The following is a 15,330-nucleotide window of genomic DNA, read 5'->3' as shown; positions in this document are numbered from 1 at the left end:
TTGTATGATTTAATCTGAAATTACATCATTCCGCCCATGCCTGGTGCTGCTGGCATTGCAGGAGTTTCCTCTGCCTTGTCAACAATGAGGCATTCGGTTGTCAAGAACATTCCAGCGATTGAAGCTGCATTCTCCAATGCTACACGAGAAACCTTAGCAGGATCGATAACACCTGCAGCACGCAAATCCTCGTAAACATCCTTGCGAGCATTGTAACCATAGTCACCCTTGCCCTGACGAACATTGTCAACTACAACGGCACCTTCGCCACCTGCATTCGCAATGATCTGACGTAAAGGCTCCTCAATAGCACGGCAAACAATGTTTATACCAGTCTGCTCGTCCTGATTCTCGCCCTTGAGATCCTTCAATGCCTCTTGAGCACGGATGTAAGTGGTACCACCACCAACAACAACGCCCTCTTCCATTGCGGCACGAGTAGCACAAAGAGCATCGTCAACACGATCCTTCTTCTCCTTCATCTCTACCTCAGAGTTAGCACCGACATAGAGAACAGCTACGCCACCAGCCATCTTTGCCAGACGTTCCTGCAACTTCTCCTTGTCGTAAGAGCTTGTTGAAGCAGCAATCTCATTTTTGATTTGTGCCACACGCTCCTTGATTGCGTCCTTATCGCCAGCACCATCAACGATGGTTGTATTGTCCTTTGATACATTAACCTTCTTAGCTGTACCCAACATATCGAGTGTAGCCTTATCCAATGAAAGACCCTTCTCCTCGCTAATAACAACGCCACCAGTCAATGTAGCTATATCTTCTAGCATTGCCTTACGACGATCACCAAAGCCTGGAGCCTTCACTGCACAAATCTTCAAGCCTGCACGTAGGCGGTTTACAACCAATGTTGTCAATGCTTCAGAATCAACATCCTCTGCAATAACCAACAATGGGCGACCACTCTCAGCAGCTGGCTGGAGAATTGGCAAGAAATCTTTCACATTTGAAATCTTCTTGTCATAGAGAAGGATGTATGGATTCTCCATTACACACTCCATCTTATCAGTGTCGGTAACGAAGTAACCTGATAAATAACCGCGATCGAATTGCATACCCTCTACTACGCCAATGCTTGTCTCACGGGTCTTGCTCTCCTCAATCGTGATAACTCCATCCTTAGAAACCTTACGCATTGCATCAGCCAACAGCTTACCAATCTCAGGATCATTATTAGCACTAACGGTTGCAACCTGCTCAATCTTGTCATAGTTATCGCCGACAACCTCAGCTGATTCCTTGATATGCTCAACAACCTTTGCTACAGCCTTGTCAATACCACGTTTGAGATCCATAGGATTAGCGCCAGCCGCAACATTCTTCAAGCCTTCTGTTACGATAGCTTGTGTTAGGATTGTGGCAGTTGTGGTACCATCACCAGCATCATCACCAGTCTTACTAGCTACACTCTTTACTAATTGTGCACCAGCATTCTCGAAGTTATCTTCAAGTTCCACCTCCTTAGCAACGGTTACACCGTCCTTTGTTATCTGTGGAGCACCGAACTTCTTACCGATAACAACATTACGACCTTTAGGACCTAGCGTCACCTTTACTGCATTTGCTAACTGATCAACACCACTCTTCAAGAGCTCACGTGCATCTGTATTGAATTTTATCTCTTTTGCCATTTTACTTTTACTTTGAATTTTGAACTTTAATATTGACTTTGATATCTAAACTTTGAACTTTAACGTTTGATTTTTGAACTTTAGATTAGATGTTCAAAGCTATCGTTCCATTCCTGTTCTCCCCTCCTTTCGGAGGGGTTAGGGGGAGGCATCCCTCCCTTCGTTGGGATTGGAAGAGGTTTTTTATTCTACTACAGCGAGAACATCGCTCTGACGCATCATCAGATACTTCTCACCTTCATTCTCTAATTCCGTACCAGCGTACTTTCCATAGAGAACCTCATCACCAACTTTGAGAATCATCTCCTCATCCTTTGTACCATTACCAACTGCTACAACCTTACCACGCTGTGGTTTCTCTTTAGCTGTATCAGGGATAATAATACCACCAACTTTCTCCTCTGCTTGTGCAGGAAGAATCAATACTCTGTCTGATAAAGGTTTAATTGTCATAATCTCTTTATATTTTTAGATTTTAATCTTTTGTTTATCTACTAAACCAGTAGTTCCGCTTTGCTTTATACGAAAACCATGCCAAAGAAACATACATATAAACATTCAAAACAATATCTGACATCCTGTCAGCATACACATACAACATTAAGAATTTATAGAAGAACCCTCATCAATTTCTATTGAGCCATAACATAAATGTAGTATCTTTGCAACAAAAACAAATTTATACAAGTATGACAGAAAGCATAAGCCCAACAGTGAAAATGATTATTGACGAACTCCAAGCGTTATCAAATGCTGAAAAGAGAGAAGTATTCCCACGCTTCTTCAAAACAGGAAAAGGGGAATACGGTGAGGGCGATCTCTTTTTAGGTGTCACAGTTCCCAACATCCGCACTATAGCCAAACAACATAAAGATATATCCTTGGATGTAATACGAGAACTAATGCTGTCAAAATGGCATGAGGTAAGACTCTGCGCACTGCTAGTCATGGTAGAGAAAAGCAAGAAAAAGGACGAAACACTTCGCAAACAGCTCTTTGACCTCTACCTCGCCATGACCGAAAGAATTAATAATTGGGACTTAGTCGACCTCTCCTGTCGTTTTATCGTTGGTGAATACCTGCTTGACAAATCGCACGAACGCCTCTACCAATTAGCACAAAGCCAACTTCTATGGGACAACCGAATCGCCATCGTTTCCACCTATGCCTTTATCCGCAAAGGTCAACTGGAGGACACATACGCACTAAGTGACCTTATGATGCGCCATCCACACGACCTCATGCACAAGGCGATTGGCTGGATGCTTCGTGAAGCTGGCAAACGGAATCCCGAGCGACTCTATGCGTATGTCATGGAACGCCGCGCGGATATGCCACGCACCATGTTACGTTATGCCATTGAGAAATTTAGTCCGAAAGAACGTGCTATACTTATGAAGCGAGTATAAGCACAAAAAGATTTGAAACGATTTGCATGATTCCCCAGACATAATCCTACTAAAAAGGTGCCTAACGGCAGAAATAGAACAAATCGTTTCAAATCAAACAAATAAGATTCTTACGAACTATATCCCGTTAGGCACTCCCCGCCCTCGGCTTGAAGAGGTTTTCCGTAGCACATTTTCTAACTAGCCCCCGTAGGCACATCCACTCCGGAGGAGGGGATTGGGGAGGCTTTTACCCTGCTGTCGGTCCACTTTCCTCTTCTTTCTTTTTCTTCTCCTCTTTCTCCTCCTTTTCTTCCTTCTTCTTTCTCGGCAACTCATACAAGTTGTCGCGTAATCCATTTTTCAGTTCCACGCCTGGCGTAAATGTTACTCGAGGTTTGATGGTTTCAACCTTAAAACTCTTCTCGTCCAACGCACCAGTACTAGATAAGGTTAAGCGCATCGTACCGAACTCGCCCAACTGTACGCTAAAGCCATCACGGAGATAAGAAGGCAAACACTCCATAAAGTTTGTAAGCACATTTTCAATGTCACCGCGTGTCAATGACGAACGACCCGCAATATCTCTCGCAATGTCGCGCAACGTCTTCTTACCAACATTCACTGGGTTTGCATACAACTTACCTGCGTCTTCCTTTGCGCCTGGTCTCTTTCTTTTTACTAATTTAATTTTCATGATTTATTTTATTTTTAGTTATAATTAATGTGCTGCACTTTGCAGCATCTTCATTTCTTATTACTTTAAACCGATGGAAATAAACGCCCATCAGCCCGAATCTTCAACCCAAACAGCCTCCAATTCCAAAGGCATTACGACAGCGTTCAATTTCCATCAGCTTTACGATAAATTTCCAACCTGTTCCCCATAAATTTCTAACACGTTAGAAATTTTCTTCTAACACGTTCCCCGTAAACCGCAAACACGTTAGAAATTTCTCGCAAACACGTTCCTCGTGAATCGCAAACACGTTGGAAATTTTCGGAGAACAGGTTGAGAAGTCCGTGCAGCATTTTCTTTCCATATATTCGCTTTTTACTCTTTATGCTTTCGTATGCATCAAGGGCATTAGCTTTTTTATTTTCTGCTACGCCTCTTTCAGAACAGGGACTTTTAGTGATAGAGAATAACTGGTCTTATCTTCGCAGTTTCCGTCTTAGACTTTAAGCCCAAGTGGAACTTACCACCAGAAATCTCTATCGTTGCCATCTTATATTCCGTTCCATCTTTGCATTCCATGTATGTCCAATACGTGCCTGATGGAGGCGTGCCACCTTCTTTCGTAAACGCATTGTTGAAGCGTGCCATGTCCATTGCTGGGAAATTGACAGTAGAGGGGGCTGGGGTGAAGCCCGTTGCTGCGGCTCCTGAAGGTATAAAAAAAGCATAATCTTTTCCACTAACTACATAAGATACGTAATCCTCAAAGCTACTACCTTCCTTAATTCTTCCCAAGGTAGTTCCCATTTGAAAGAAATTCACCAATGTAGGGACTCGCCATGTATTCCCAGTAGGAGCTGCGGGAGCATATCCACTCACAGCACTTTTTGCAGCTCCTGTAGCATTCACTGCTCTTCCATATTGATTAGCATCAAAAAGATCTGCATAATTCGCACAAGTATTGTACCAGGATGGCACTTCTGAAGAAGTAGTGTTACTGCCCCATTGCAGCTGCTCTGCCCCTCCTTCATTGACATCATGGAGCGCAATTGCTATGCGGTCAGATACAATCACTGCGATAGGTGTCTTAGTAGAGTTTTGAGAGCGTGGACCATAACTGCCGTCACTGTAAACATATCGGTCTGCAAGGTAGAGACGCATTATAACCGCATAAGCCTTATTCGCCTCTACCAACGTACTCGTTGGTATCGTGATAGACTTGCCTGCCAGATTACCACCATTTATTTTCCCGTGTGTAAAAGTAAGTTTCATATCGGCACAATTGGTTGAAGGAAGATAATAATCGGCAGGTACACGGATTGGAGATCCGTTGAAGGCTGTACCAGGCGTGCTATATGCAACGGGGGCTGTACCAAGATTTACATTTGCAGACTTAGAGACCTGCTCCGTTGTTGGGTAGGAGTAAGTATCGGTAGCAAAGTTGTAAACCATGGTTGAAGGCACTGTGCTTGCTGCTGATGCTATCTTGTACTTGATACGATCTTCTTCATTTGCAAAATCGCATACATACGCAGGTTGTCCATACTTATCTATGGTTTGAGTATTTGTTACTATTCCCTCAAACACAAATTCTTGAGATTCAAGGTAATAGCTAACAATTGCACCTGCATGCTTGAGGGTAAATTCAACTTGCTGCTTTGGATCTTGATTGATAACAACTCCGCGTTTTACCGTAAAGCGGGCTGTCGCAGCAGCAGAGCGATTGACAGTGAGTTGCGTACCGTTGGATGTAACATCATCGTTGAAGCAGACGAAGTCGTAAGTGCCATGAGGGAGACCGATAGCTTCTGGCTGACCAGTATCTGGCGTAAACGTAGAGCCATTGAATGTGCCTTTTAGTTCGCCTTTCTTTACGCCGCCTTGAAAGGCTTGGATAGTGTAATGGGTTGACTTGTTGATAGCTCGTGTCTTGGGCGTAGTGGATATATGCGTGGTGTCAGGCACAAGGCTAACTTCTGCCATCAGTCCGTCGCCAAGGTCTTGTGTTACTGATTTTGTCTCCTCTGCAGCTGCACGCGTCTTAGGGTTGTCAGTTGCTGGCTCGTAATCCTTTTCAACGATAGAGAATGACACGTTGCCCGTTCCCTTCTCTTGGGGATTAACGTTGGCAATGTCTTCGTTGCTGCATCCTGCGAGCGTCATACCAGCGAGGGCGAGCAGCAGAAATGCCGTATTAATTCTTTTGATTTTCATTGTTGTTTCCTTTTTAATTGTTTCTTAATTGAGATAAGTACGGAATATTCTTATTGGGAAGCAGATTAAATATCTTGTGCTCCACCGTCTACTGATCCTCCATCTTCCCACTCTTCCTCTGTTGTCAGTGGCGCGTTGGGGGTAACTTTTGTAGATATACAGATAAATGTTTCTGTCTCCATTTTGTGAACGGCACACTCGGGTCGTTCGTAATCTTTCTTTTCTTTCTTTTTGCTCATTGCTTTTATTGATTAAAAAATAGTTATTATTAATGATTCTCATTTGCTTTACTTCGTGTCACAGAGTTCAAGAGGGAGACGAAAGCATAAGAAGAGTTGTTAAAACAATGAATTATCTCCTTCTCTTGATGCTCTGTAGCACTATGTAAGTTTGATTTTATACTCGAAAAAATTGCTATATTTTGCGTTTTAGCGGTCTTCAAAAAGGGCATAAAAAAGCGAACAAAGGAAACTCTTGAAAGTCCTTTGTTTACAGGGGTTACGGCACGCTTCGCGCGCGCGTATGCGAGAAGAAAAAATGTGTTATTAGACGCTAGGTGCGAATGTGTGTGTGTGTGTGTGTGTGTGTTAGCAAATTATTTGGATTGACCAAAGATAAAGTGCAAAAAGATGCAAAGAATCGAATAATTCTTTGCAGTACTTCGTTCACTTGATATGTCATTGCTAATTCTTTCACGGCGGCAAAGGTAAGAAGATAAAATGGAATGAGCAAGGAAAAAGAAAGAAAAAAAGCCTCACCCCGACCCCTCTACAGCCTCACCCCCGCCCCCTCTCCGAGTGGAGAGGGAAGTGAATAGTACTGTTTGCAGGAGATTGACTACTATGAAGGAGGGGAAGAAAACTAACGCTGATTACACCTTATAATATATAGCCCCCTTGACAATCTGCTATTAAACAATACCGACAAGGGGGCAATCACATATAAATGATAGAACTTAGTCTACAACAAAGTTATGCAAGTCTACAAACTTACCACGCTGGCGGCGTTCCTCTATCATACGAGCTAACTTAGCTTTGCGATGTGGGGTTATCCATTTACGTGCAAAGATATTTGGAATAGCAACACCTAACGCAATACAGAATAGAACTAACGAACCATTGATTGCATTAAACACTGCAAAGGTTACTTCACCCACTACGCCTTGCATCTCCAAGAAACCATAAAGGGCACGATACATCAATACACCTGGTACGATTGGGATTACTGCTGGAATTGTAATACATTGATGTGGTGTATGCAATATATGTACGGCCTTTATATTGATAATAGAAATAAGCGCAGAACCACAAAGCGAACCAACGATTAAGCCCATGCCCAATCCTATATTACCCGTTGCAGGACCAAGATTGATAAAGTTACGAGAGCATACACAAATAATACCGCCAATGGCTATCCATGGCATTAAGCGATAAGGAATATTGTAGATAGTGGCAAACCCCATAGCTGAAATAGCCGCAGCTATGGCATACTCTACGAAACTATGATGTGGTGTCATAGATAAGTCTTTCACAAAGTTGTCTATACTTCCGCATTTGATTGCCATTGCAATACCAAATGCCATAGCAACTACTATGAGAAGTGTATTCATTGCTCGCACCAAACCTGTGTTGATATGGTTGTCCAATAAATCATTCACAGCATTGATCAGCGGTACTCCTGGTACGATATACAATGCACAAGCCAAGAGCGGATGCCAAGGAGTGGACGTATAGAGTATTGGACGGAGAAATTCTGGTAAAGCAGATTGTACACCAGGAGTAGACAAATAAGATGATAGCCAAGCAAGAAGTGTACTAACAAAAGCAGCTAAAGCGAAGTTCGCATAAAGGTTAGAACCAGAATGATTGAGGAACATTCGTAATCTATTACCCAATATAGCGGCAATAGAGGCATAGAAGAATGCCGTCCAATCACAACCGAACTGAATACAGAAACCACCACAAGCAAAACCTGCTCCGATAGCAATCATCCAATCAGTATAATAATGCCTACCATTGGCTATCTTGTCTAATTCCTCCTGATATTTATCAAGTGTGTAATCCTCCTGGATAGCTCGCCATGAGAGTTTTGAAACTTCCTGAATGGCTAGCATATTAATGACGTGTTTGTCACAACGTTGCATTTTTGAGAAACTATGGGTTTCATCGCTAACATTCACCTGAAGAATGTAATAACCGATGTCCATGTGTAGATTCTCCTTAGGAAGCCCCAAATAAGCCGCCGTACGCTCCATATTGCGCTTTACACGACTTGTATCTGCAGAACTCTCCATTAATATTTGTCCTGTCCTTAGGAGTAGATCCAACTTTCTACGAAGGATCGTTTTGGAAGATACCATCTGATTTTCGTCCATAAAAAACAATCTTTTAGCTTTTAAAAAACGGCTACAAAGTTACTATTTATAATCCATATAGGGAAATTACCATGCTATAAATCGGACATCAACCTAACTTTTCTTACCCTTGTTTTATCGTACGATAAGGCTCTTCTCGCAAAAGGTTGACCTTTTTCCCAGAAAAGGTTGACGTTTTCTGCCAAAAAGGTTAACCTTTTCCACCAAAAAGGTCAACCCTTTTCGACTGAAAGGTTAACCCTTTTCAGAAAGAAGGTAAAGAGTTAAGATTATAGAGGAACTTAAATTAAGAAAATAACACGTTTCTTCTTGACTACAATGTTATTAAGAAATCTTGAATTATTTGGCTGTTACATCTATTATATATATCTTTGCAAATGGTAAACCACAATTAGATACCTTTATGAAACAGTTTTTCAAGTATGTATTTGCTTCGTTTGTAGGAACACTCCTTTTCAGTATTATTATGGGGTGTTTTGCTTTTATCACAATTATTGGTATGATAGCCTCAACGCAAACGACAAACGAAATAAAAGATAACTCTGTCCTTGTTTTAAATCTGTCAGGTCAACTCACTGAGAGAAGTGAAGATAATAACATAATCAGTCAGTTGCAAGGAAAGATAGGAACTATTGGATTAGATAACCTCCTATCAGCTATTGACAAGGCAAAGAATAATAAGAACATTAAGGGAATTTACATAGAGGCTGGTGCTTTCACTGCTGATTCCTATGCTTCTTTACAAGCTGTACGGAATGCATTGGTAGACTTCAAAAAGTCTGGCAAATGGATTATCACTTATGCAGATATCTACACACAAGGAACATATTACCTGTCTTCTTCTGCTAATAAAGTATATTTGAATCCACAAGGTCAGATTGATTGGCATGGTTTATCGTCTCAGCCAGTCTTCGTAAAGGATTTATTAAAGAAATTCGGAGTAAAGATGCAAGTGATGAAGGTCGGAACTTATAAGAGTGCGACTGAAATGTTTACGGGCGATAAGATGAGTGATGCCAATCGTGAGCAAACTTCTGCTTACTTGAATAGTATATGGGGAACTATAACAAAGGATGTAAGTGCTACTCGTCATATATCCGTATCTTCTCTTAATGCTTATGCAGATAGTATGATTACATTTGCAGCACCTACAGATTATCTCAAATATAAACTTGTTGATGGTTTGCTTTATACTGACCAAGTAAAGGCTGTTGTTAAGAAACAGCTAGGTCTTGATAAGGACGATGACATTAACCAAGTGTCAATTGACGATATGCAAGGTGTAGAGGATGAGGAGAATGATAATAGTGATAATCAAATAGCCGTTTATTACGCATACGGAGACATTGTTGATGGTGCTGCAGGAGGTCTATTTGCACAAGGTCATACGATTGATGCACAAGTTGTATGTAAGGATTTAGAAAAACTTGCCAATGATAAAGACGTAAAGGCTGTAGTCCTTCGTATCAACTCTGGTGGTGGGTCAGCTTATGCATCAGAACAGATTTGGCATCAAATAATGGAATTAAAAAAACTAAAGCCTGTCGTTGTAAGTATGGGAGGAATGGCGGCATCAGGTGCATACTATATCTCAGCTCCATCCAATTGGATTGTGGCAGAACCAACAACACTTACAGGTTCTATAGGAATCTTCGGAATGTTCCCCGACTTTAGTGGCTTATTAACAGAGAAACTTGGAATTAAGTTTGACGAAGTAAAAACCAATAAGTTCTCAGGCTTCGGTACTCAGTCTCGTCCTTTCTCTGAAGAAGAAATGGCATACTTAAACCAGTATATCAACCGTGGTTATAAGCTCTTCCGCCATCGTGTAGCAGAAGGTCGTAAGAAGACTGATAATCAAATAGAAAAGATTGCGCAAGGTCATGTTTATTCTGGGCAAGATGCAATAAAGATTGGTCTTGTTGACCAACTAGGAGGATTAGATGTAGCCATTACAAAGGCGGCTCAATTAGCTAAGTTATCGAACCATAGCATAGCCTCTTATCCTGCACAAAAGAGTATGTTTGAACAGATAATACAGGAATCAACACCTAACAATTATCTTGATGAACAATTACGTGCAAACTTAGGAGACCTCTATGAGCCATTCACACTATTGAAGACGCTCAATCACCAGAGTGCTATTCAAGCTCGTTTACCTTATTATCCTAACATCCACTAATAGTATATGGAAGGCGACCACATTAAAATAAACAAATGGCTATTGCCTTTCAGTTGGCTGTATGGGCTTATTGTGGGCATACGTAACGAATTATTTGATTTAAATATACTCAAGACTAGGAGCTTTGATATACCAGTTATATCTGTTGGTAATATTACAGTTGGAGGATCTGGTAAGACACCTCATGTCGAGTATCTTATCCGACTCCTTCAAGATAAAGTAAAAGTAGCAGTTCTCTCACGTGGCTATAAACGTAAAAGCCATGGATACGTGTTAGCCAATGCTGATACACCAATGAGAGAGATTGGGGATGAACCCTATCAAATGAAAACAAAGTTCCCTCATATCCATGTAGCTGTAGATAAGAAAAGATGTGAAGGTATTGATAACATAACTTCTGACCCTGAAACCAATGATACGGATGTTATTCTACTGGATGATGCTTTCCAACACCGATATGTAAAACCTGGTATAAACATTCTTCTAGTGGATTATCATCGGCTCATTATCTATGACAAATTACTACCAGCAGGTAGACTTCGTGAGCCATTATCTGGAAAACATCGGGCAGACATCGTTATCATTACAAAATGCCCCAAGAGTCTTAATCCAATAGACTATCGAGTGCTCAGTAAGGCTATGGAACTCTACCCTTTCCAGCAACTCTACTTCACAACTCTTGATTATTGTGATTTAGAGCCTATATTTAAGGAAGGAGAAAATATACCTTTAACAGAGATCAGAGGTAAGAACATTCTATTGCTCGCAGGTATTGCGACTCCTAAGCATTTGGAATTAGATTTAAATACATATACAGGAAATAATGCTCTGACAATCTTATCTTATCCTGACCATCATTCTTTCACAACGAAGGATATCAATAAAATTAATGAGACCTTTGCACAAATGGAAGAACCCAAATTAATAATAACAACAGAGAAAGATAAAGCAAGACTTATTGATATAGAAGGGTTATCCGAGGAAGTAAAAGACAATATATATACACTCCCTATCAAGGTTAGATTCATGCTTGATAAAGAAGAGACATTTAATGAAAAAATAATTTCTTATGTACGAAAAAATTCAAGAAACAGCATCCTGGCTAAGAGAGAGGATGACAACAAGTCCAAAAACAGCCATCATTCTGGGCACCGGCCTAGGACAATTAGCTTCAGAGGTAACTGATAGCTATGAATTCTCTTACAAAGAGATACCCAACTTCCCTGTATCTACAGTAGAAGGGCATGCTGGTAAACTGATTTTTGGTAAGCTTGGTGACAAGGACATCATGGCTATGGAAGGACGTTTCCATTTCTATGAGGGATACGATATGAAACAAGTAACTTTCCCTATACGTGTTATGCACGAGTTAGGAATCGAGAGCTTATTTGTATCTAATGCTTCTGGCGGTATGAATCCAGAGTTTAAGATTGGTGATTTAATGATTATCACTGATCATATTAACTTCTTCCCAGAACATCCTTTACATGGCAAGAACTTCCCAACTGGACCTCGCTTCCTTGATATGCATGAGGCTTACGATCACAAACTCATACAAATGGCTGACGAGATAGCAAAAGAGAAGAACATCCGTATAGTACATGGTGTTTATATGGGTGTACAAGGTCCTACCTTCGAAACACCTGCAGAGTATCGCATGTATCATAAGATGGGGGCTGATGCTGTTGGTATGAGTACTGTTCCAGAGGTTATTGTTGCACGTCACAGCGGTATTAAGGTCTTTGGTATTAGTGTAATTACAGACTTAGGTGGTTTTGATGTTCCTGTTGAAGTTAGTCATGAGGAAGTACAGGAAGCAGCTAACATGGCACAACCACACATGACAGAGATTATGCGCGAGATGATTAAGCGTTCATAATAATAGATACATAAAATTGCCCGGACGTTCTTTATCATATATATAATAAGGTGTAGATAAAGAACGTCCAACATTTATCACTAAGTTTTTTGATAATAAATGGAAATTAAAGATCTCGGTAAGTTCGGTCTTATAGAAAGACTGACAAAGAACATTGTCCCCCAAAACGCCTCCACCCAACAGGGCATAGGAGATGATGCTGCCGTACTGAATTACTCCAATAAGGAGGTTCTTGTAACATCAAAGATGTTTATGGAGGGGGTTCAGTTCGACCTTACATATATCGATATGGAGCATTTGGCTTACAAGGTAGCTATGGCAACAATGAGCAATATATTTGCAATGAATGGTCAGCCACGTCAACTCATTGTTTCATTAGGCTTAGGAAAACGATTCAAGGTTGAGGATATCGAATTGTTCTATGCTGGTTTAAATAAGGCATGTGCTAAATGGAACGTCGATATTATTGGTGGGGATACCAAATCATCTTATACTGGTTTTGCTATCAATCTCACCTGCATTGGAGAAGCCTCCAAAGAAGACATAATCTATCGTTCTGGTGCAAATGAGACAGACCTCATCTGTGTAACAGGCGATCTGGGTTCTGCCTATATGGGCTTACAAATCCTTGAAAGGGAAAAGTCTGTCTACTATCAACAAGTTGAGGAATATAATAATAAGGTAAGGGAGGCACAACGGAACAATGACCAGGCTCGATTGAAAGCCTTACAGAAAGAACGTGCTGCTATTGATGATTTCCAACCCGATTTTGCTGGAAAAGAATACCTCATTGACCGACAGTTGAAACCAGAAGCACGTGGGGATGTCTTGCAACAACTACGTCAAGCAGGAATCCACCCCACTTCAATGATTGATATTTCTGATGGTTTAGCTAGCGAACTAAAGCATATTTGTCAACAGAGCCACTGTGGGTGTAGGGTCTATGAAAAGAATATTCCTATTGACTATCAAACAGCAGTAACCTGTGAAGAGTTCAATATGAATCTCACAACTGCGGCTTTAAATGGAGGAGAGGATTACGAACTACTTTTCACTGTTCCAATCGGTGACCATGAGAAGATTGATAAGTTAGAGAATATCAAGCAGATAGGTTATATTACAAAGGAAAGTCTAGGTAACTATATCATCACACGTGATGGTAATGAGTTCGAATTGCAAGCACAAGGATGGGCAGTAAAGGAAAATTAAGTTATCTGTTAAAGGATTAAAATTGTAAGGAAAATCCTTAGAAAGGTTTGGAGGTCTCAAATAAAAGCACTACCTTTGCATCGCAATTCAGAAATAGCAACAATGATAGCTAAAGTATGAGTAGTAAAAACATGATGGTGCCATAGCTCAGTTGGTAGAGCAAAGGACTGAAAATCCTTGTGTCCCCGGTTCGATTCCTGGTGGTACCACTCCTCCTTTCATCAGGGCGGTTCTCGTAAGAGGCCGCTCTTTTCGTTTTATGATCCTACCATAAAGAGTACATTAAAGATTTACAAAATACTTGAAGGAAACACGAGATTCTTAGAAGAGGATTGATTTCTTATTGCGTCTATTATCTTATTCAAGTTTGATAGATTCCTATCGTAGCCCAACTATAAATTTCACTTTATTTGCTGTTATAACTATCTCTTATAGAAGCACTCGCATAAGCAAATAATTACGAGTACAAGAGGAAGGATAGTTATAACAACAAAATCGATGAACGCTCTCAAGCTAATCATTTCTACTTAATCTCGGCCACCACATATTCAGAACGTGTACCAATGCGGAACTTACCGCCCCAAATACCGATACCTGAAGAAACATAATACTGTGTATTACCCTTTTGTAAAGGACCAAAAGCATCTTCATAGATCATATCCTCTATCCAACTAACAGGCCAAACTTGACCATAATGTGTGTGCCCTGATAACTGAAAGTCAACTCCTGCTTGCTCTGCCTCCTCCAAATGATAAGGCTGATGATCCATCAGAATGGTATAGTAGCCCTTTGGTGCTTTTTGCAACAACGTCGATAGACTAGCACGACGCCTATTTGTTCTATCGTCACGCCCCACAACAAGCAAAGTATCACCATCAGTCAGAGGTACAAGCGCATGATCATCAATCAGCAAATGAATCCCCGCATCCTTATAAAATTGCTTTGCACGAGGCTCTCCACTATAATATTCGTGGTTACCAAGGCAAGCATAGACGGGTGCATTAAGTTTCTTAAACTCCGCAGCCATATTCTGATCAAGTAATGCACGAATACTTCCATCAATAATATCTCCAGCTATAAGTATCGCCTCCGCATGCTCAGCATTCACTTTGTCAATCCATTTACGGAACTCCTTCACACGATTGTGATAACCTAAGTGCAAGTCCGTAAGCATGACTATTCGATGTTGTTTGTGCATTGTCTTCGCTGAATTTAAAGTCAATGGCACACGCTCTTTATGTAAGTAATTCAGATAACCATAAACGAACAGCCCCACGATGATAACAAGCACCGAAGTCGTCCCTATCCAACTATTGCGCAGAAAGGTGGGCGGAACGAGATGTGCAACTTTCCCTAAATCGAGGATGAGGAACAGCATCATCAGATACAAACCAATGAAGAGGGATGAGTTGCCCACTTCGTAAAGTATTGTTGCAACTGACATCGGCAACCGATCTATAAAGAAGTGGGCAAAAAGACTAAGGAAACAGAGGAGCAACGCTCCTGTTATCACCCATTTACCAACATTACTCAAGGGCAATAATTGCCAAACGTGCCAACCAACATACCCACAACCTGTCAAGAGGATGAGGGCAAAAACAACTATCATTGTTACATTCATACTTCTACCTTTGTACTTTACTTTTACCATTATTTATATTATAACTTAGTCGTTATTTATATCCTACTTTAATCATCAAATGAACTTATACTTAAACTGCAATCGTACTTATACTTAATCGTCCATCATACTTATACT

12 protein-coding genes and 1 tRNA gene are annotated in these 15,330 nt (G+C 40.8%); 6 read left to right on the top strand and 7 right to left on the bottom strand.

The genetic code is table 11. The features are described from left to right. Positions 1-20: 20 nt before the first annotated feature. Together groL and HMPREF9969_RS01185 are read right to left on the bottom strand one after the other, a co-directional pair. Complete coding sequence (groL, locus tag HMPREF9969_RS01190; protein ID WP_009434124.1) at positions 21-1,646, bottom strand: chaperonin GroEL; 1,626 nt, start codon at positions 1,644-1,646, stop codon at positions 21-23. Positions 1,647-1,829: 183 nt separating this feature from the next. Beyond that, on the bottom strand, positions 1,830-2,099 hold the full coding sequence (locus tag HMPREF9969_RS01185) for a co-chaperone GroES (RefSeq protein WP_009434220.1): 270 nt from the start codon (positions 2,097-2,099) through the stop codon (positions 1,830-1,832). A gap of 236 nt (positions 2,100-2,335) precedes the next feature. Here HMPREF9969_RS01185 and HMPREF9969_RS01180 point away from each other — a divergent pair, with 236 nt between their 5' ends. After that, entirely contained in the window at positions 2,336-3,055 is a 720-nt protein-coding gene (locus HMPREF9969_RS01180; protein WP_009434223.1) for a DNA alkylation repair protein, read from the top strand. 229 nt (positions 3,056-3,284) lie between these two features. Here the strand turns inward: HMPREF9969_RS01180 and HMPREF9969_RS01175 are convergent, their stop codons facing one another. The 4 genes from HMPREF9969_RS01175 to HMPREF9969_RS01160 form a co-directional block, all read right to left on the bottom strand. After that, positions 3,285-3,731 (bottom strand): HU family DNA-binding protein, encoded by a 447-nt coding sequence (locus HMPREF9969_RS01175; protein ID WP_009434119.1) that lies wholly within the window; start codon positions 3,729-3,731, stop codon positions 3,285-3,287. A gap of 435 nt (positions 3,732-4,166) precedes the next feature. Next, positions 4,167-5,927: a hypothetical protein gene (locus HMPREF9969_RS01170; protein ID WP_009434069.1), complete on the bottom strand. Its 1,761-nt coding sequence runs from the start codon at positions 5,925-5,927 to the stop codon at positions 4,167-4,169. 65 nt (positions 5,928-5,992) lie between these two features. After that, on the bottom strand, positions 5,993-6,166 hold the full coding sequence (locus HMPREF9969_RS01165) for a hypothetical protein (protein WP_036894564.1): 174 nt from the start codon (positions 6,164-6,166) through the stop codon (positions 5,993-5,995). 716 nt (positions 6,167-6,882) lie between these two features. Beyond that, a complete protein-coding gene (locus tag HMPREF9969_RS01160; RefSeq protein WP_009434231.1) occupies positions 6,883-8,301 on the bottom strand; it encodes a threonine/serine exporter ThrE family protein in 1,419 nt (472 codons plus the stop codon). A 403-nt stretch (positions 8,302-8,704) separates the two neighbouring features. Between HMPREF9969_RS01160 and sppA the strand changes: the two genes are divergently transcribed. The 5 genes from sppA to HMPREF9969_RS01135 all read left to right on the top strand — a co-directional run bounded on the left by sppA (position 8,705) and on the right by HMPREF9969_RS01135 (position 13,780). Further along, positions 8,705-10,483, top strand: a complete 1,779-nt coding sequence (gene sppA, locus HMPREF9969_RS01155) for a signal peptide peptidase SppA (RefSeq protein WP_036894640.1) — start codon at positions 8,705-8,707, stop codon at positions 10,481-10,483. Between the two features lie 6 nt (positions 10,484-10,489). Further along, entirely contained in the window at positions 10,490-11,668 is a 1,179-nt protein-coding gene (gene lpxK, locus HMPREF9969_RS01150) for a tetraacyldisaccharide 4'-kinase (protein ID WP_009434086.1), read from the top strand. Beyond that, positions 11,598-12,362, top strand: coding sequence for a purine-nucleoside phosphorylase (locus HMPREF9969_RS01145; protein ID WP_036894561.1), 765 nt, complete (start codon positions 11,598-11,600; stop codon positions 12,360-12,362). Before lpxK ends, HMPREF9969_RS01145 begins: the two co-directional genes overlap by 71 nt. Before the next feature lie 99 nt (positions 12,363-12,461). Further along, positions 12,462-13,571, top strand: a complete 1,110-nt coding sequence (locus HMPREF9969_RS01140) for a thiamine-phosphate kinase (RefSeq protein ID WP_009434110.1) — start codon at positions 12,462-12,464, stop codon at positions 13,569-13,571. Between the two features lie 136 nt (positions 13,572-13,707). Next, positions 13,708-13,780 (top strand) — tRNA-Phe (locus HMPREF9969_RS01135). A gap of 314 nt (positions 13,781-14,094) precedes the next feature. Here HMPREF9969_RS01135 and HMPREF9969_RS01130 read toward each other — a convergent pair. Next, positions 14,095-15,222, bottom strand: coding sequence for a metallophosphoesterase (locus HMPREF9969_RS01130; RefSeq protein ID WP_009434210.1), 1,128 nt, complete (start codon positions 15,220-15,222; stop codon positions 14,095-14,097). Positions 15,223-15,330 lie beyond the last annotated feature (108 nt).

Source organism: Prevotella sp. oral taxon 306 str. F0472 (genome assembly GCF_000257925.1).
Lineage (GTDB): Bacteria > Bacteroidota > Bacteroidia > Bacteroidales > Bacteroidaceae > Prevotella > Prevotella vespertina.
The sequence above is the reverse complement of the archived record's forward strand: the minus strand, read 5'-3'. Positions and strand labels throughout refer to the sequence as shown.